Raw genomic sequence first — 17,824 nt, 5'->3', positions numbered from 1 at the left:
GAGGTGTCAGCGGCGCACCAGGTGCAGCCGTGAGTGCATCTCCCGCTCCAGGCCCGGGTCGCGGGCCAGGTACTCGTCCACCGCGCTGCGGCAGCCGGACCACGCCTGGTAGTCGTCGACGACGAGCCGTCCACCGGTGACGAGCCGCGGCGCGATGCGCTCCAGGCACGTCCGGGTCGACTCGTACCAGTCACCGTCCAGGTGTGCGAGCGCCACGGGCTCCTCACCGAGGATCGTGTCCTGGAACAGACCGCGCACCAGGTGCACGTTCGAGGCGGCGGGCGGGAAACCCTGACGGACGAACGACTCCGTCACCTCGTCGTAGAGCTCGTCCCGGTACCCGTAGTACGTCTCGCCCCCGTGCCCCTCCGCCCGCCCCGCGACGATGGTCGCGTAGCGCTCGTGGACGTCGTCCCCGTCCCGGTCGGTGGGGGGCGGGATCAGGCCGAAGACGTCGTGGACGAAGAGGGGCCGGTCGGGTGACTTCGCGGCGGCGAGCACGATCGCCGAGCCACCCCGCGCCGTCCCGCACTCCATGACGATGCCGGGCCGTCGCGCGTCCTCCACCTCGAGCGCGGCACGTGCCAGCTCGGCCAGAGGCCCCGCACCGAGGAGCGTCAGGTGCTCGGCGCGCACCGCACGCGCGACGTCCGCCACGTGCTGCGGGAGGTTCTCCAGCTGCTCGGCCTCCAGGCTGCGGACCCTGCGTCGCAGACGCCGGACGACGGCCCTGCTCGACTCCAGCTCCACGCGGACCTCGACGAGCTCCCGCTGCAGGCGAGCGGCATCCTGCACGAGATCGGCCTCTCGCCGGCGCTTGGCGAACATGAGCCCATGGAACACCAGCACCGGCGCCGACACCAGCACCTGTGGCACGTGGGGGCGCCCTCGGCCGGCACCGGCCGTTCACCGGCAGGCCACCCGGCGTCTCCCGGCCCGTCGTACGGCGGTGCCACGCTGACGACGTGACTGCCCTCGTCGAGTCCCCGCTCCAGCTGCTCTGCGCCGTGGAGGCGCACGCCGCAGGCCACGCCGGCACCACGACGCAGGTCGTGGCGAGGTCGGACGTGCCCACCCTCGCCACGGCGACCGGCGCCGTGCGGGCCCTGGGTCTGCCGCCGGGTCTGGAGGTGGCCGTCGGTCCGGCGCGCGACGCCCTCGGCGCGGGCGACGTGCGGATCGTCGGCGACGTGTTCTCCGGTGCGTTCCAGTCCTCGCTGGTCCGAGGCGCCCCGACGGGCCGTCTCGTCGTCGTGGACGACGGTCTCGCGACGGTGGACGCCGCCCGGCGGCTGGTCGCGGGCGAGCCGCTCGTGCGCCTGGTCGCGCCGGGCGGTCCCCTGCGCGGCACGCTCGGCGCGATGGCCACCCGCCGGTTGCGCCGTCTGGCCCGTGAGGGCCGGGTCACCCTGGTCACGATGCTGCCGCCGGACACCGTGCTGGCGGACGACCTGCGCTCGCTCGGGTTCGGTGTGGAGCAGCACGGCTTCGAGTGGCTCGGCTCGCGCCCGGCGGACGGCGTCGGCGGCGGAGCGCAGATCGAGGAGTCCACGGTGGTGGTCGGCTCGGGCCTGGTCGCGGACCGGCTGGTCCACGCCGACGCGTATGCGGCGTGGCTGCGCGGCCTGGCGGCCGACGGCCCGGTCCGCTACCTGCCGCACCGCCGCCACGACGCCCTCGTGACGGCGCTCTTCGAGTCGGTCCCGGGGGTGAGCGTCGACGCGCCGGGCGCCCCGGTGGAGCTCCGGCTGCGCTCGCTGCCGGCCGGGCGCCGGGTGGTGACGCTGCCGTCGACGTCGGCGATCACGCTGACGCGTCTGCTCGGCCCCCGTGGGGTCGACGTCGTCGGGCAGCACGTGCCGGACGCGTGGTGGACGGACCGGGCGTCGGGTCGGCTCCGCGAGCACCTGGGCACGGTCGCCGACATCGCGGCGCAGGTGGCGGCACCCGGCCCGCGCAAGGTCGCATGACGGACCTGCGCGTCCTGGCGGTCGCCGACTCCGACTCCTACCTCAAGTGGGCGGCCTGGACGCTCGCGCGGCTGCGCGACGACGCGGGCGGCGGGGCGGTCCGGGTGGGGGCCGTCGTGGTCCGTTCCCCCCTCGCACCGACGCCGGACCAGGCACGCGCGGCGGTGGCGGGCTCCGGTCTGCCGGTCCCCCGGGTGCTGTCGCCGCGCGGGGTGGCGCGCCTCGTGCGCGACGGCGGGGCGGACGTCGTCCTGGTCGCGGCCACGGGGCCCGTCGCCGAGCTGACGGCCCGCGCGATCGTGGCCGGGACGCGCCGCGGTGCGCGGCGTCCGGCACTCGTGACGGGGCTGCCGGGCATGGCGCTGCCGGCCACCGCGCACGGCACGGGCTGGCGGCGCTGGGCCGACGCCTTCGTGGTTCACGCCCCCGGTGAGGCGGGCCCGTACGAGGACGCGTTCGCCGCGCACGGCGCCGCTCCGGTGCTGCCGGTCGCGCGGCTGCCGTTCCTCGACGTCGCCCCGGTCGGCCCGACGTCGGTGCAGGGCTCGCCGGGGGCGCCGCACCGTGTCGTCGTGGCCGCCCAGGCGAAGGTGCCCGCCACCCGCGAGGACCGGGTCCTCCTGCTGGACGGGCTGGCCCGGCTGAGCGACGACGGCCTGGAGGTGGTGGTCAAGCTGCGGGCGCGCGCCGGCGAACGCCAGACCCACAACGAGCCGTACCCGCTGGACGTGCTCTGGGACGCCGAGCACCGCCGTCTGGGGCGGTCCGCGCACGACGTGGTCTTCGCCGTCGGGCCGATGGCGGACCACCTCACCCCGGGCTCGGCGCTGCTCACGGTGAGCTCCACGGCGGCGCTGGAGGCGCTGGCCCGAGGCCTGCCGACGGTCTTCCTGGCGGACTTCGGCATCGGTGCGGAGCAGCTCAACGAGCAGTACGCCGGGTCGGGCTGCGTGCGCCGCCTCGACGAGGTCGCCGCGACGCTGCGCGCGGGCGGGCCGGCCCCGGACCCTGACTGGTGTGCGGACGGCTACCTGCACCCGCGGGACGAGCTCGGCGACGTCGTGCGCGACCTCGGCGGACGGGCCCGCGAGGGCGGCCTCACGCCGCTGGACGACGTCGTGCCCTGGTCGTGGCCACGACACCTGTGGTCGCGGGTGCGCTCGGCGCTGCCCGTCACTGTGTCCGCCCGCCTGACCCGCTAGTCCCGGCGGGACGGCGACGCGTCAGGCGCGGTGGTCCACCGCGGCCCGTGCGGTCAGCCCCCGCACGAACCCCGCCCCCCATGCCAGGTGCATGACGGCCAGGACGACCGGCAGCACCGCAGCGGCCGAGACCGACAGCCGCGGACGCCGTCGGGCCGCGAACGCGGCGGCGACGACCACGCCGAGCAGGTAGGCGCCCGGCACGGCCAGGGCGGCCACGACCAGCGGCGTCGACCCGGCGACGGCTCCCACCACCACCGTGACGACCGCCAGCGTGAGCCCGAGCACGAGCGTCGGCGGCGCGAGGTAGCGCAGGTTGGCGGTCCGCGGGTCACGTCGCACGACCTCGCGGCGCCACATCCCGGTGCGCCAGAACTGCTTGGCGACGGCCCCCAGGGTCCGGCGCGGGCGGTACTCCACCACGAGCGCCGGATCGAACCACAGGGTGCCACCGGCCCGGCGCAGGCGCAGGCACAGCTCCCAGTCCTCCGCGCGGAACAGCGACGGGTCGTAGCCGCCGACGGCGATCACGGCGGCCCGCCGGAACGCCCCCAGGTAGACGGTCTCGGCCGGCCCGGCGCTGCCACCGGTGTGGAACGACGCCGGCCCGATCCCGACCGGGTGGCTCATCGCCCGGGCCGCGGCCTCCTGCACGGCACCCTCGCCGCGCGGCGTCATGACCCCGCCGACGCCGACCGCACCGGTGCGCCGCAGCAGGTCCAGGCAGCGGCGCACGTAGTCCACGGGCAGCCGCGTGTGACCGTCGACGCGCACCACGACGTCGTCCGTCGTACCGTCGGCGCGGGCCTGCCCGATCGCCAGGTTCAGGCCGATCGAGCGCGACCCGGTGGGGTTGTCGACGACGGTCACGCGCTCGTCGGTGGCGAGCCGGGCGGCGATGTCGGCGGTCGCGTCGTGCGACGGTCCCACGGCGATCACGAGCCGCAGCTCTCCGTCGTAGTCCTGGTCCAGCACCGACGCGGCGGCCGCGGCGAGGTAGTCCTCCTCGTCGCGCACGCAGGCGACCACCGTGACCGCGCACCGCGCGGGGAGCTCGTCGAGCTCCCGCCCGTCGAGCGAGGCGAGCCGTTCAGTCATCGCCGTCCACCTGGGTCCGGGCGGCACCGAGCGCGGCACGCAGGTCGTCGCCGCCGCCGGCGAACCGGCGGCGCGCCAGCCGTCGCAGCCTGCCGCCGAGGAGCCGGCGGTCCAGGGAGTCCGCCCACCGCAGCAGGCGGGTCGTGCGCGGCACGGGCAGGCCGCCGGGCAGCCCCAGCGTCGTCAGCCGCCGCCGGCGGAACCAGCGGCGCAGCCGGGCGTCGTCCAGCGTGCCCTCCTGAGCGTCCCGGGCGGTCAACAGCTCGACGGTCTGCTCACGGAGGTCCCCGAGCAGGGCAGGCTGCTGGCAGTAGGACACCCCGCGCACGAGCAGTTCCAGGCGGCCCGGGTCGGTGGTCCACGGCCCGTCCGGCCCCCACAGGGCGTCCACGACGACGGCGGGGACGCGGTTGGAGTTGGGGTACGGCTCGAGCCGGTCCAGCAGGAGGTCGGTGCCGACGGCCGCGACCTCGATGTCGTACACCGAGCGTGCCGTGGCCAGCGCCGTCGAGAAGCAGGACACGACCAGGCCGGGCGCGGACTCGCCGTACAGCGACTCCGCGAGGACGGCGGCGGGCGCGACCTCGAGGTCGACCCCGACGGTGCGGGCGTGGGCCACGAGCTCCTCGGTGCCCTGGCGGGGTGCGGACGGGTGCGGCTTGAGCAGCACGGTGCGGTAGCCGCGCTCGGCGGCCAGGCTCACCATGCGTCGGTGCAGCGCGGACTCCTCCGCCTCGCTGATCAGACCGATGGCGGCCATGTACTGGCCGAGCACCAGCGCGTAGTCGCCCGCGGCGGGCAGGTGGTCGGCGAGCCGTACCCCGGCGCGCTCCTGGCACAGGGTCGACGGCGCGTCGCCGCACGCCAGCGCATGCTCCGTGAGCGAGCCCACGATCTTGCGGAAAGACTCCGCGGGCACCACGACCCCCGGCACGTCCCACTCCGCGAGGAGGGTCGGTCGCACCCCGGGCAGCAGGTCGAGGTGCAGCACCCTGTCGACGCGACCGCCGGTGGCGTGGTCGAGCGGGAACCGCGTGGGCCCGTAGACCATGAGGCCGTCGGCGTACACCGTGACGGCCGCCGAGCCGAAGATCCGGGTGAGGGCCGCCGTCGGCGAGGTCGCCACCGACTCCCCCACGAGCTCCAGCGGCCCGTCGCCCAGCTCCCAGCGCACCCGCAGCAGACGCTCCCACAGCGGTGCGTCGTCGTCGCGCGGGCTCCACTCCTTGGGGTGGTACGGCGCGACGACGTCGTTCCAGGCCACCACCGCGTCGAAACGGTCCGCGAGCGCCGCGAAGGCGGGCCCGTGGGTGAAGTCGTCCGACGCCTCGGGGACGGTGACGTTGTGCTGGACCACCAGGACGGTGCGTTCGCGCCGCGGGAGCGCCCCGGAGTCCCAGGCGGCGGCGACGGTCGCGGCGCCGAACAGGGTCGAGGCGGTCACGACCTGGCAGCTCACCTCGGTCATACGGTCACTCCTTGCCGGCGGATCGCCCGCGCGCGTTCCGGGCCGATCGCGGTGCGCTGCGCGGCGCGGTCGGCGGGCTCGAACCGGTCGAGGAGCCGGCGGGCCCGGGTGCTCATGACGTCCCAGACGTCGTCGGGGTAGACGGCGCGGCGGGCGACGTGGTGGTGGAGCACGGCGAGGACGTCGCGCAGCACCTTGGGTTCGTAGCGGGCCAGTCCGGCCTCGCCGCGCAGCCGGTCCAGGACGACGCCGTAGGCGTCGAGGAAGCCCACCTGGCGGACGTCGCCGATGTCGGTGAGCGACCCGCCGACCTGGCGGCGGTAGACGTAGCCGGGGGCGTCGACGACGGCGTACCGCTCGGTGCCGAGCAGCAGCCGCCACGCCCATTCGCGGTCCTCGGCGGTGGGCAGGTCCTCGTCGAAGGCGACCAGGCCGGCGTCGACCACCCGCCGGGACACGAAGCGGGACGACACCTGCACGTAGTTGACCATGGTCGACCGGGAGGTCGGCAGGATGCCGGTGCGGGGGTCGAGGCGCACGTACCGGCGGGGTTCGGGGGCGCGCACCCGGCGCCGTTCGCCGCCGTAGGCCTGCACCTGGTCGCAGACGAGGAAGTCGGCGTCGGTGCTGCGGGCGGCGTCGAGCATGGCCGCGAGGTGGCCGGGCAGGTACCAGTCGTCCGGGTCGAGGAAGGTGACCCAGCGGCCCCGCGCCTCCCGGACGCCCCGGTTGCGGGCGGCGGACACGCCGCGCGGGGTGCGGTGGTGCACCCAGCGCAGGGCCGGCATCCGGTCGGAGGCCTCCTCGAGCACCCGCTGGGTGTCGTCCGTCGAGCCGTCGTCGACGACGACGACCTCCAGGTCGCGGGGGTCGAGTCCTTGCCGGCGCAGGCTGCCGAGGGCGTCGGGCAGGTGCCCGCCGGCGTCCCGGGCAGGGACGACGACGGACACCTGTGGTCGTGCGTCTGTCATGCGTCGTGCGCCCCGGTCAGCCGATGCGGCGCAGGCGGGACATGGGGGCGAGCTCGCCCGGCATGACCTTCTTCTCGCCGTCACCGAGGGCGTCCTGGAGGATGCGGATGTCGCGCACGAGGTTCGTCAGGCCCTTCGGCTCGAGCGACGCGGCGTGGTCGGACCCCCACATGGCGCGGTCGAGGGTGATGTGCCGCTCGACGGCGACGGCGCCGAGGGCGACGGCCGCCAGGGAGATCTGCAGGCCGGTCTCGTGGCCCGAGTAGCCGACGGGGACGCCGTAGCGCTCCGACAGGGTGGTGATGGTGCGCAGGTTCGCCTCCTCGGGGGAAGCGGGTAGGTGGACGTGGCGTGCAGGAGCACGAGCCCGTCGGTGCCGAGGATCTCCACGGCCTCGTCGATCTGCTCCAGCGTCGACATGCCGGTGGACAGGATCATCGGCTTGCCGGTGTCGGCGAGCGCGCGCAGCAGGTCGTGGTCGGTCACGGACGCCGAGGCGATCTTGTGCGTCGGCACGCCGAACTCCTCGAGGAAGCCCACCGAGGGCACGTCCCACGGGGAGGCGAACCACTGCACGCCCTGGGCCTTGGCGTACTGGTCGATCTCGGCGTACTGCTCGTGCTCGAACTCGACCTTGTACTTGTACTCCAGGTAGGTCATCTCGCCCCAGGGCGTCTGACGGATCTTGTCCCGCTGGTCCTTGGGGGTGGAGATCTCGGGGGTGCGCTTCTGGAACTTCACCGCCTGGCAGCCGGCGGCGACGGCGACGTCGATGAGCTGCTTGGCGATCTCGACGTCACCGTTGTGGTTGATGCCGATCTCTCCGATGACGTAGACGGGCTCGCCGGCGCCGACGACGTGCTCGCCGATCTGCACCGGGCGGGGGGCGGTCGTGGTGGCGGTCATGGCGGGGTCCTTCCGATGGGTGGTGATGATGCGGTCGCAGACCTCGCGGACGGCTCCGTGGCCGCCGCGGGCTGTGGTGACGGCCCGCGCGGCGGCGAGCACGTCGGGGTGGGCGTCGGCGACGGCCACGGGCCAGCCGACGACGCGCAGTGCGGGCAGGTCGTTGACGTCGTTGCCGACGTAGGCGACCCGGTCCGGGTCGAGGCGGCGTGCGGCGATCCAGTCGCGCAGCGCCGTCTCCTTGTCGTCGATGCCCTGCAGGACGTCGACGCCGAGCTTGCGGGCCCGGGCCGAGACGACGGGGTTGGTCTCCTTGGACAGGATGAGCAGGGGCACGCCGGCGTCGCGCAGCAGGCCGATGCCGAGTCCGTCGCCGCGGTGGACGCGGACGCTCTCCGTGCCGTCCTGGCCGACGTGGACGGCGTCGTCGGTGTGCACGCCGTCGAAGTCGGTGACGAGGGCGTCGACGTCGATCGGTCCGGGCGCGGTCGCCGCGGCCCCGAGGTCGCCGTCGGCGGGCTGGTCCAGCAGCGTGCGGGCCAGCCAGAGGTCGCGCGGCTCGTCGATCTCCACGGCCCACTCGGGTGCCACGGGCTGCAGGCCGACCGAGCCGAAGAACCGCGTGCCGTGCTCCCGCAGGCCGGCGGTGCGCATGACGTAGAAGCCGCCCGTCTCGCGGAAGTGCGGGGCGCGCTCCTGACGGCGGGGACGGCGTTCGGTGGTGTGCCCGACGGGCACGGGGCCGTCGGCGTCGAGCCGCCACTGGAAGTCGTGGGTGGGTGCCACGGCGACGACGACGTCGTGGGTGCCGTCGAGCACCTGGCGCACCGCCGCGTCGAGGTCGGCGGGGTCGACGAACGGGCTCGTCGCCTGCAGCAGCACCGTCACCACGGGGTCCTGGCCGTCGGCGGCGGCGAGCTCGTCGAGGACGTGCAGCACCGCGGACTCCGAGCTGGCGGTCGACCCGGCGATCTCGGTGGGCCGTGCCACGACGCGTGCGCCGTGCCGCCCGGCCTCCTGGGCGATCTCCGCGTGGTCCGTCGAGACGACGACGTGGGTCACGGTGCCGGCGGCCTGGGCGGACCGGACGGCGCGGGCCACGAGGGACCCGCCGCCGACCTGCTGGAGGTTCTTCAGCGGCACGCCCACCGAGCCCCCACGGGCCGGGACGACGACGAGCACGGATTCGTTCATGGCGGCGACACTAGAAGGCCGATGCGGCGAGATCGGCCACTTCTCGCTAACTGTCACCGAACATCGAGTGACCCGATGGTGAACATTGATCGATCACCCCCGTGATGAGCAGTGTCCGGCCACACGGACGTCATTTTTTCAATGGTCCGTGCACTAACGTCTCGACGAAGAAGATCCGATCGACGAAGGAGAATCCATGACGTCCGAGGCGACCGTGCAGCGCACCGCGTGCACCGTCGCGGTCCACCTGGGCGCGCACCGCGGCACCGCGGAGGCGGTCGGGCGCTGGTGCGACGCGCGTCGCGACGTGCTCGCCGACGCCCAGGTCCGCACCCGCACCTCCGACGCCGCGCTGCGGCAGGCGGTCCCGGGATTCGACTGGCGGTCCGACCGTGGCCGCGCCCAGCTGCGCGCCCATCTCACGTCGCCCGGCACGACGCTGTTCTCCACGGCACGGATCCTCGGCCCCGCCTACCGGCACACCGGCGGGCCGCTGCACCCGGACGCCGGCGCCGGCGTCGACGCGCTGTCGACCGCGCTGCAGCCCCTCGCCTCGCGGGTGCACCTGAGCATCGGTGACCACGCCGGCACGGTCGTGCTCGCGTGGGTCGAGGCCGTCCGCCAGGGTCACCTGGTGGAGTTCGAGACGTTCGCGCAGCAGGTCGTGGACCCCACCTGGGTCCCCCTGGTCGAGCGTCTGGTCGCCGCGCTCGGCGACGACCGCGTCGTCGTGCACGACGCCACGGCCGCCCGCCCGGGCGGCGCACCCGCCGCGACCCGTGCCGTCGCGCGCGACGTCGTGACCGCACTGCTCGACGACCTGGACGTCGGCGTGCGCCCGGACGACGTGGCCACCGACGGACGCACGGACGACTTCGAACCCGCCGGACGCGACGTGACGCACTGGTCGCAGCGGCAGACCCAGGTGGCGCTCGCGATCCTGCCCCACCTGCGCTCCTGGGACGACCGGGCCGCCCTGCGCGACTTCGTCACCGCGAAGATCGACGCCGACGGCCCGCCAGCGTGGCCCGTCACCCCTGCGCTCGCCGAGCGCCTCGCCGTGCAGGACGCCACCGACCTGGCCCGGCTCCGAGACATCGTGGAGGTCCGATGAGCGCGCCGTCCGTCTTCGTCCGCCGCCTGGCGGCCCGCACCGCCAGGCGGCTGGGCCTGCGCCGTCCGATGCCGCGAGGCCGACGCCTCGTGCTGCACCTCGGCTCGCAGAAGACCGGCACCACGGCCGTCCAGGCGTGGTGCCGGCAGAACGCCGCGGTGCTGGCCGCCGCCGGGGTGACGGCGCGCACCGACCAGGGCGAGATCCGCAAGACGCTGGGCGGCTGGTACGAGGCGGCCCGGCCGGGTTCGGCCGAACGGCTCGAGGCCTACCTGACGCAGTCCTGGCACGACACACGCCGTCCCGGCCTGTACTACTCGTGCGAGTCGAACGTCGGCGCGGCGTTCCTCGACAGCTCCCCCGCCCTGTACCCGCGCCTCGCCGACAACCTCGCGGCGCTGGAGAGCGCCACGGCCGGGGTCCCCCGGCACGTCCAGTTCTCCGTGCGCAGCTATCGCGACTTCCTGGAGTCCGCCTACCAGCAGCAGCTCAAGGCCGGCCGCTCCAGGCCGTTCGAGGCGCTGGCCGACCGGGTGCTGGACGACCTGTCGTGGCGCCCGGTCGTCTCCACGCTGATCGAGACGTTCGGCGCCGAGAACGTCACGGTCTACGACTACGACCGCGCGCGCCCCGAGGGCTCCGGCCTGGTGCGCCAGATCATCCTCGACGCCGTGCACCGCCTCGGTGGCGCTCCGGTCGACGTGACCGTGGACGAGTCGCACCGGGTGAACGTCCGCTACTCGCAGCGGATGGCGGACCTCAGCATGGCGACGCTCCCGCTGCTGCGCACCCCGCAGGAGCGGGCCGCCCTGCACCAGTTCTCCGTGCAGACCCTGGGACGCCACCCCGTCCCCGACGACGCGCCGGCCAGGTTCCTGACCGGCGACGCCGTCGAGGCGCTCGCCGCTCGCTACGCGGCGGACATCGACTGGGTCGCCGAACGGGTGGAGGTCCGGTGAGCGCCGTAGCCGAGCACCTCCGTCAGCAGCCTCTCGCGCGCCGCCACGCGGTCCCGGGCGTCCTGCGGGACGGCGAACCCGGCCTCGGAGTCCAGGCGGGCGCTGGTGTTGAGCCGTTCGGCGGCCGCCAGCGCCGCCAGGGCGGCGTCGCGGCTCGGGCGCCACGCCAGGTCCTCGCGGCGCACCAGCGCCGCGAGGTCCTGCGTGAGGGTCTCGTTGTGCAGCACCACGTCGACGACGCTGTGCTCACGGTAGGCCTGCAGGAACTCGTCGGTCGAGGTCACGGCACGCATCCAGCGCAGCGGTCGCGGGCTGGACAGCCGCGCCACGCGGAACGACAGCAGGCCGACGTGCTCGGCGACACCGCAGCGCGCGTACGAGCGCGGGTTGAGCGCCTCGGCGCGCGCCGGGTCCAGGACGACGTCGAGCCAGCGGTCGAAGCCCTGCGGCGTCGCGTCGTACAGGTGCCCGAGCCCGGCCTGACGGATCGTGCCGGACAGACCACCCTTACCCTGGCATCCGTAGGAGTACAGCGACAGGTACGTGTCCAGGGGATCACGGACGGAGATGACGTGCAGGCGACCAGCCGGGGGACGGTCCTCGAGCTCGACGTGCTTGCGGAACGCGACTTCGTCGTCGTCGAGGAAATCGCGGAGGAACCGCGAGACATAGGTCGAGCCCGACTTCTCGACGTCCATGTAGGCCAGCGAATGGAAAGCGTGCACGAATGCTCCGGAATTCTGAAGGGACCGCCGTGGCGGATATCGACCGACCAGTCGATCACGCCGAGACTCCGAATGTCGACGGCGCGACGGTGAACTCTCACCGAACGCTCGGTGTCGACGCGACGGGCCTGCACCGTCTCGACAACACGGTGCAGCCGTACGACTGGGGTTCCCTGGAGCACATCCAGCACCTCGTCGGCCGGCCGGTCGACGGCAGCCCGGCCGCCGAGCTGTGGCTCGGTGCGCACCCCTCGGCCCCGTCGCTGCTCGGGCGCGGCACCTCGCTCACCGACCTGGTGTCCGCCGCGCCGCACGAGGTCCTGGGCCGCCGGGTGGCCGACCGCTTCGGTCCGCGCCTGCCCTACCTGCTCAAGGTGCTGGCAGCCCGGCGCGCCCTGTCCCTGCAGGTCCACCCGCGCCCGCACATGGCGCGGGCCGGTTTCCAGCGCGAGAACCGCACGGGGGTCGCCGCCGGCTCGGCGCAGCGGTCGTTCCACGACGAGCAGCACAAGCCGGAGATGCTCGTGGCGCTCACCGCGTTCGAAGGGCTGGCGGGCTTCCGCAGCCCGCGCGCGGTGCTCGAGCTCCTCGACGGGCTCGACGGCAAGCTGGTCGCCCAGGTGCGCGACGCGCTCGGGCGGGCGAGGTCGTCCGTCGGCCTGCGGGCCGCGCTCGAGGTGCTGCTGGCCGCTCGGGGCGCCGCCTGGTGCGCCGACGACGTCGCCACCACGGTCGCGGCCGTGCACGCCCGGGCCGCCGCGTCGCCGTCGGCCCGCGCCGACGCCACCGTGCTGACGCTCGCCGAGCAGCACCCCGGCGACCCCGGCGCCGTCGCGTCGCTGCTGCTCAACCGGGTCTCGCTGGAGCCCGGGGAGGCGATCTTCATCCCGGCGGGCGAGGTGCACGCCTACCTGTCGGGGCTGGGCGTGGAGATCATGGCGGCATCGGACAACGTCCTGCGCGCCGGCCTGACCAGCAAGCACGTCGACTCCGAGGCGCTGGTCGAGTGCGCGGCGTTCGCCCCGCGTCCGCCCGTGCGGCCCGACACCAGCGTGACCGGGACCCACAGCCTGGTGACCCACTACCGGGCGCCGGTGACGGAGTTCGCGCTGACGACCGTCGACGTCGACCCTGCCGAGCCGGTGCGGATCGCGGCCGACGGACCGCGGATCGTGCTCGCGCTGGACGGCCGGGTCACCCTGTCCACGACGGCCGGGGAGCTCACCCTGGGCCGGGGGAGGCGTGCCTGGTGCCGGACGCGGCCGGAGCAGCCGTCGTCACGGGCGACGGACACCTGGTCTGCGCCTGGGTTCCCTGACCCCTGCGGCAACCGGGACGGTCGCCCCGGCCGGCGAGCCGAGGTGCGGACGGGTCAGGGCAGGAGGTGGTTGTCCACCATGGACAGCGCCGCACCGATCGCCATGTGCATGTCCAGGTACTGGTACGTGCCGAGCCGACCGCCGAAGTGGACCTCGCGCTCGCCGCCCATGAGCTCGCGGTACCGCAGCAGACGCGCCCGGTCCTCGGGGGTGTTCACCGGGTAGTACGGCTCGTCGGAGCGCGAGGCGAACCGCGAGAACTCCCGCATGATGACGGTGCGGTCGCTCGGGTAGTCCCGCTCGGGGTGGAAGTGGCGGAACTCGTGGATGCGGGTGAACGGCACGTCCGCGTCGGCGTAGTTCATCACCGACGTGCCCTGGAAGTCCCCGACGTCGAGCACCTCGGACTCGAAGTCCAGCGTGCGCCACGACAGCTCGCCCTCGGCATACCCGAAGTAGCGGTCCACCGGCCCGGTGTACACCACCGGCACCTGCCCGACGACGGCCTCCCGGTGCACCGGCTGAGAGGTGTCGAAGAAGTCGACCCCGAGCCGCACCTCGATGTTCGGGTGGTCGGCCATCCGCTCCAGCCAGGCGGTGTACCCGTCGACGGGCAGGCCCTGGTGGGTGTCGTTGAAGTAGCGGTTGTCGTACGTGTACCGCACGGGCAGCCGCGAGATCACCGACGCCGGCAGGTCGCGAGGGTCCGTCTGCCACTGCTTGGCCGTGTACTCCCGGATGAACGCCTCGTACAGGGGACGTCCGATGAGCCGCACGCCCTGCTCGTCGAGGTTCGCGGGCTCCTTGCCGTCGAGCTCGGCGGCCTGCTCGGCGAGGAGCGCCCGCGCCGCGGCCGGGCCGTGCGCCGACCGGAAGAACTGGTTGATCGTGCCGAGGTTGATCGGCATCGGGTACACCTCGCCACGGTGCGTGGTGTACACCCGGTGGGTGTAGTCCGTGAACGACGTGAACCGGTTGACGTACTCCCACACCCGCTCGTTGGACGTGTGGAACAGGTGCGCGCCGTAGCGGTGCACCTCGATGCCCGTGGTGGGCTCCGCCTCGGAGTAGGCGTTGCCGCCGAGGTGGTCCCGGCGGTCGATCATCAGCACCCGGCGGCCCGCGTCGGCCAGGCGTTCCGCCACGGTCAGGCCGAAGAACCCGGTCCCGACGACGACGAGGTCGGCATTCATGTGTCTTGAGCTCCTACAGGTCGTCGGGCAGGTATCCACCGCGGTTGCGCGTGTACCGCCGGTAGCCGGCGCGACGCAGCCCCTGCGGCACGAGCCGGTAGCCGGCCCGGACGACGACGTTGCGCACCATCTGCGGCGTCGACACGAATCCCTCGGTGTGCAGGGTCCGCTGCAGGGCGAGCTCGGAGGCGAGCAGACGCCGTCCGCCACGCCGTGCGTACGCCCCCGCGCCGACGCGGTAGAGCACCAGCGGTTCGGTGATGTTCTCGGCGTGCGCCCCGGCGGCGAGCATCCGGGCGAACAGCAGGTAGTCCTCCATGAGGTCGAGGTGCTCGTAGCCCCCGACGGCGGCCACGGCGGACCGGCGGTACACCACGGACGGGTGGTTGAACGGGTCGCGGAAGCGCGCGGCCTCGGCGATCCCGGCCCCGGTGGGCGGTACCCGGACCATGCCACGCACGGTCTCGTCGTCCTCGAACTCGCAGATCGCCGACCCGACGATGTCGTGACCGGACGTGATCAGCGGCACCTGCGTCGCGAAGCGCTGCGGCAGCGAGATGTCGTCGGCGTCGGCACGTGCCACGATCTCGTGCCGGCACGCGACCAGGCCGTCCTCCAGCGCCCGCGCGAGACCGAGGTTGTGCGGCAGCCGCACCACCCGGACGGGGACGTCGGTGATCTGGTCCAGGCGGTCCAGCACCGCGGCGACGTCGTCGCCGACGGGCCCGTCGCGCACGACGACGACCTCGTCGGGACGCAGCGTCTGGTCGACGGTCACCGACCGGAACCCGCGCTCCAGGTGGGCGGCGTCGTCACCGGCGTACACGGGCAGGAGCACCGAGAACCGCGCGTCCGCCAGCGGCTCGCCGGAGACGAACGACCCCGGGGCCGCGGCGATGCGGGTGACGTGCACGGGGGCGGGCAGCGAGGCTCCCGCCTCGAGGCGGGCGACGGTGAGGGCTGCGGGCCCGACGCCGGACAGCACCTCGGTGTCCGGCCGGGGCGGGCGCGTGATCCCGTGCCACAGCCCGCGCGCGCCGGCACCGGCGAGGGTGCGGCGGTCACCGGAGCGCACGAAGGTCCGCAGCCACCGACGCACGGTGGAGCCGCCGTACAGGACGCGCTCGGTGAACGTCAGCCCGCCGGAGCGGGAGAACATCCAGATCTTGTTGCGCACCTCGTAGTAGAAGCGCGGCCCCGGGTCGGCGTCCGTCGCGCCGAGCTTCTTGGTGCGGTGCTCGACGACGCTGCCCGGCACGTACAGCCCGACCCGGTCGCGCAGCAGCCGGGTGGAGTACTCGAAGTCGTCGTTCCAGATGAAGTAGTCGGTGACGGGCAGGCCGGAGCGGCGCACGGCCCGCGCGTCGATGAGCATCGACACGAACGACATCGACCGCACCGGCATCGCGCCGGCCCGGTCGGCCCGCTCGGCGTCGGCGGCGGACACCCGCGGACGCCGGCGCGGGGTGTTCATCGGGTGGTCGGTGCCGTCGACCCACACGACCCGGCTCGCGAGCGCGGTCACCTCGCCGTCGTAGGCGTCCCGGGCGGCGAGCAGCTCGGCGAGCGCCGTGGGGGTCGGGATCGTGTCGTCGTCCATCACCCACACGAGGTCGGCGCCGAGGTCCGCCACGGCCGTGGCGAGCCCGGCGGCGAAACCGCCCGCTCCCCCGGTGTTGCGCGACAGCGCCACGACGTGGGGTGCGCTGGGGTGCCCCTGCGCCACGGCGAGGGCGTCGTCGGTGGAGGCGTTGTCGACGACGACGATCCGGTCGACGTCTCGCGTCTGCGCGCCCAGGGCGTCGAGCGCGGCACCGAGCAGCTCGGCTCGGTTGTACGACACGACGACGGCGACGACTACGGGGGTGGACATCCTGAGCATCCTAGTGGGCGCGCCGGGCACCGAAGGACGCCCGCCACGTCGCCGGGGCGACCAGCGCCGGTGCCGCGTCCCGCCAGGTCCGTGCGACCGAGCGCCACCGCACCGCGAGGCGCACGTAACCGGTGGTCACCCCGACCGCCAGGCGCCAGAAGGATCGTCGGTCCCGCCGCAGCCAGGCGCCGGAGGTCGCGTCCGCGTCGAGCACCAGCACCGAGTCGTGCCGCGGCAGCTCCCACCAGCGTGCGGCGTCCCTGGTCAGCGCCGAGGTCGGTGCCCGCCGGGCCTGCGCCGGGACCGGTCGCAGGGTGCGCAACGCCCCGCGCGCCGCGAAGAGCGCCAGTCCCAGCGGGCCGGACGGCCGCTCCGCGACCGGCTCCGTGGCGCGCTCGTCGACGATCCCGTCGAAGACAGGGTCCCCGGGGACGTGCCGCACCGTCTCGGGACGGCCGGCGCCGAGCTCGCGCAGGCGGGGCACCAGGGTGCCGAGCTCGGCGTGCAGACGCCCGGGACCCGCCAGCACCTCGCCCAGGGCACGCACGTGCAGGTCCACGGCGTAGTAGCGCATCGCCAGCAGGAGCTTCAGATCGGTGGCCAGCAGCGCCGCGGGCAGCAGACCGGGCCCCGAGGCGTGCAACAGGGCCGCGACCACCCGGTTGCGCACGTGCAGGTAGGCCTGCCAGTCGATCGAGTCGTCCTTCTCGGTCCACGCCATGTGCCACAGGCAGGCGCCCGGCATCGAGACCGTCGCGACGCCGGCGTCCGCCGCCCGCAGGCAGAACTCCGCGTCGTCCCAGCGCAGGAACAACGGCAGGCTCAGCCCCACCTTGCGCAGCACGTCGGCGGGGATGAGGCACATCCACCAGCCGTTGAACTCCGACTCGGCCCGCTCGTGCAACCAATCCGTCGCGCGCAGCCCGCCCGACAGGTCGTACCACTGGCGGTCCATGACGGGCGGTCCCCAGTTGAACGTGCGGCGGTGGACGACCTCGCTGAACGAGTTGAGCACCGTGGGACGCGCCAGGTCGAGCATGTGCCCGCCGACGACGACCGGCGTGGTCGCCGCGCGGTGCAGCCGCACCGCGCGCAGCAACGACTCCGGCTCGACCTCCACGTCGTCGTCGCAGATCAGCACCGCGTCGGCTCCGGCGTCGAGCGTCTCGACCATCCCCCGGGAGAAGCCGCCCGACCCGCCCAGGTTCGCCTGGTCGACGACCCGCAGCCGGTCACCGAAGGCGGCGGCCACCGCGGCGAAGCCCTCCTGGTCGGCCACCTTGCGCCGGCCCTGGTCGACGACCTGGACGCGCACCCCCGTGGTGGCGAGCTCCGGCTCGGCGGCCAGCGCCGTGAGCGTCGCCAGGCAGTAGTCCGGCTTGTCCATGGTGGTGATCGACACGACCACGTCCCCGGACCGCCGGGGTGCGACGTCGACGGACCAGGTGCCGGCGGACACGGTCACCGCGGTGGTCGCCTCGATCTCGCACCACAGCCAGCCCCCGTCGGCCATCGCGGCGACGTCGGCCTCCAGGGGCTCGCCGAGCGGACCGGACGCCACCTGCTCGACGCGCCCCGCGGCGTCGGACCGCAGCAGTCGCACCCGACCGGCGCCGGTGGACTCCAGCCGCAGCGACACCCTGGTGACCCCGGCCCACCGCACCCAGTACGACGCCGGGAAGCCGTTGAGATAGGTCCCCAGCCCCTGCAGGCCCGACGCCGGGACACGCAGGCTCCCGCCGTCGACGGCACCAGGACCGTCCTCGACGCACAGCGGGTGCCGGGCCGGGTCCGCGGAGAAGATCAGGCGTTGGGCGAGATGCACGCCGCAG

At 74.2% G+C, this 17,824-nt stretch carries 12 protein-coding genes and 3 pseudogenes; 5 read left to right on the top strand and 10 right to left on the bottom strand.

Annotation, left to right across the window (positions count from 1 at the left end; genetic code table 11):
• Positions 1-6: 6 nt before the first annotated feature.
• Positions 7-828, bottom strand: coding sequence for a TylF/MycF/NovP-related O-methyltransferase (locus ACNHYB_RS15175; RefSeq protein WP_418276185.1), 822 nt, complete (start codon positions 826-828; stop codon positions 7-9).
• Between the two features lie 137 nt (positions 829-965).
• On the opposite strand from ACNHYB_RS15175, the gene ACNHYB_RS15170 reads away from it, so the two are divergent.
• Entirely contained in the window at positions 966-1,970 is a 1,005-nt protein-coding gene (locus ACNHYB_RS15170) for a hypothetical protein (protein WP_418276184.1), read from the top strand.
• The gene (locus ACNHYB_RS15165; protein WP_418276183.1) at positions 1,967-3,172 is read left to right on the top strand and encodes a DUF6716 putative glycosyltransferase; all 1,206 of its coding nucleotides are present in this window, start codon (positions 1,967-1,969) and stop codon (positions 3,170-3,172) included. The genes ACNHYB_RS15170 and ACNHYB_RS15165 overlap by 4 nt, the downstream gene beginning before the upstream one ends.
• A gap of 21 nt (positions 3,173-3,193) precedes the next feature.
• On the opposite strand, the gene ACNHYB_RS15160 is transcribed toward ACNHYB_RS15165, so the two are convergent.
• From ACNHYB_RS15160 to ACNHYB_RS15140, 5 genes and pseudogenes are all read right to left on the bottom strand, one after another.
• The gene (locus tag ACNHYB_RS15160; protein WP_418276182.1) at positions 3,194-4,270 is read right to left on the bottom strand and encodes a glycosyltransferase family 2 protein; all 1,077 of its coding nucleotides are present in this window, start codon (positions 4,268-4,270) and stop codon (positions 3,194-3,196) included.
• The gene (locus tag ACNHYB_RS15155) at positions 4,263-5,738 is read right to left on the bottom strand and encodes a polysialyltransferase family glycosyltransferase (RefSeq protein ID WP_418276181.1); all 1,476 of its coding nucleotides are present in this window, start codon (positions 5,736-5,738) and stop codon (positions 4,263-4,265) included. The genes ACNHYB_RS15160 and ACNHYB_RS15155 overlap by 8 nt, the downstream gene beginning before the upstream one ends.
• Positions 5,735-6,709, bottom strand: a complete 975-nt coding sequence (locus ACNHYB_RS15150; protein WP_418276180.1) for a glycosyltransferase family 2 protein — start codon at positions 6,707-6,709, stop codon at positions 5,735-5,737. The genes ACNHYB_RS15155 and ACNHYB_RS15150 overlap by 4 nt, the downstream gene beginning before the upstream one ends.
• Positions 6,710-6,725: 16 nt before the next feature.
• Positions 6,726-7,615, bottom strand: a pseudogene (locus tag ACNHYB_RS15145) (N-acetylneuraminate synthase family protein).
• A gap of 129 nt (positions 7,616-7,744) precedes the next feature.
• Positions 7,745-8,809, bottom strand: a pseudogene (locus tag ACNHYB_RS15140) (cytidylyltransferase domain-containing protein); the annotation flags it as partial.
• A gap of 196 nt (positions 8,810-9,005) precedes the next feature.
• Here ACNHYB_RS15140 and ACNHYB_RS15135 point away from each other — a divergent pair.
• Together ACNHYB_RS15135 and ACNHYB_RS15130 are read left to right on the top strand one after the other, a co-directional pair.
• Complete coding sequence (locus ACNHYB_RS15135; RefSeq protein WP_418276179.1) at positions 9,006-9,923, top strand: hypothetical protein; 918 nt, start codon at positions 9,006-9,008, stop codon at positions 9,921-9,923.
• On the top strand, positions 9,920-10,882 hold the full coding sequence (locus ACNHYB_RS15130; RefSeq protein WP_418276178.1) for a hypothetical protein: 963 nt from the start codon (positions 9,920-9,922) through the stop codon (positions 10,880-10,882). Before ACNHYB_RS15135 ends, ACNHYB_RS15130 begins: the two co-directional genes overlap by 4 nt.
• Here ACNHYB_RS15130 and ACNHYB_RS15125 read toward each other — a convergent pair.
• Positions 10,834-11,607, bottom strand: coding sequence for a hypothetical protein (locus ACNHYB_RS15125; protein ID WP_418276177.1), 774 nt, complete (start codon positions 11,605-11,607; stop codon positions 10,834-10,836). The genes ACNHYB_RS15130 and ACNHYB_RS15125 overlap by 49 nt on opposite strands.
• Positions 11,608-11,609: 2 nt before the next feature.
• Here ACNHYB_RS15125 and manA point away from each other — a divergent pair.
• Positions 11,610-12,788 (top strand): annotated as a pseudogene (gene manA / locus ACNHYB_RS15120) (mannose-6-phosphate isomerase, class I); the annotation flags it as partial.
• A 191-nt stretch (positions 12,789-12,979) separates the two neighbouring features.
• Here the strand turns inward: manA and glf are convergent.
• The 3 genes from glf to ACNHYB_RS15105 are packed head-to-tail and all read right to left on the bottom strand — an operon-like array spanning position 12,980 to position 17,817.
• Positions 12,980-14,119, bottom strand: a complete 1,140-nt coding sequence (gene glf, locus ACNHYB_RS15115; protein ID WP_418276176.1) for a UDP-galactopyranose mutase — start codon at positions 14,117-14,119, stop codon at positions 12,980-12,982.
• A 13-nt stretch (positions 14,120-14,132) separates the two neighbouring features.
• Complete coding sequence (locus ACNHYB_RS15110) at positions 14,133-15,992, bottom strand: glycosyltransferase (RefSeq protein WP_418276175.1); 1,860 nt, start codon at positions 15,990-15,992, stop codon at positions 14,133-14,135.
• Positions 15,993-16,002: 10 nt separating this feature from the next.
• Complete coding sequence (locus ACNHYB_RS15105; RefSeq protein ID WP_418276174.1) at positions 16,003-17,817, bottom strand: glycosyltransferase; 1,815 nt, start codon at positions 17,815-17,817, stop codon at positions 16,003-16,005.
• Positions 17,818-17,824: the final 7 nt, after the last annotated feature.

The sequence above is a fragment of the Isoptericola jiangsuensis genome (assembly GCF_048320105.1).
In the GTDB taxonomy this organism is placed as follows: Bacteria; Actinomycetota; Actinomycetes; order Actinomycetales; family Cellulomonadaceae; genus Isoptericola; species Isoptericola jiangsuensis_A.
This window is presented reverse-complemented; position numbering and strand designations above follow the sequence as displayed.

Excerpts from the sequence above, each read along its gene's own strand:
- ACNHYB_RS15175 (WP_418276185.1), bottom strand. The coding sequence starts at position 828 with ATGTTCGCCAAGCGCCGGCGAGAGGCCGATCTCGTGCAGGATGCCGCT.
- ACNHYB_RS15165 (WP_418276183.1), top strand. The coding sequence starts at position 1,967 with ATGACGGACCTGCGCGTCCTGGCGGTCGCCGACTCCGACTCCTACCTC.
- ACNHYB_RS15160 (WP_418276182.1), bottom strand. The coding sequence starts at position 4,270 with ATGACTGAACGGCTCGCCTCGCTCGACGGGCGGGAGCTCGACGAGCTC.
- ACNHYB_RS15155 (WP_418276181.1), bottom strand. The coding sequence starts at position 5,738 with ATGACCGAGGTGAGCTGCCAGGTCGTGACCGCCTCGACCCTGTTCGGC.
- ACNHYB_RS15150 (WP_418276180.1), bottom strand. The coding sequence starts at position 6,709 with ATGACAGACGCACGACCACAGGTGTCCGTCGTCGTCCCTGCCCGGGAC.
- ACNHYB_RS15135 (WP_418276179.1), top strand. The coding sequence starts at position 9,006 with ATGACGTCCGAGGCGACCGTGCAGCGCACCGCGTGCACCGTCGCGGTC.
- ACNHYB_RS15130 (WP_418276178.1), top strand. The coding sequence starts at position 9,920 with ATGAGCGCGCCGTCCGTCTTCGTCCGCCGCCTGGCGGCCCGCACCGCC.
- glf (WP_418276176.1), bottom strand. The coding sequence starts at position 14,119 with ATGAATGCCGACCTCGTCGTCGTCGGGACCGGGTTCTTCGGCCTGACC.
- ACNHYB_RS15110 (WP_418276175.1), bottom strand. The coding sequence starts at position 15,992 with ATGTCCACCCCCGTAGTCGTCGCCGTCGTCGTGTCGTACAACCGAGCC.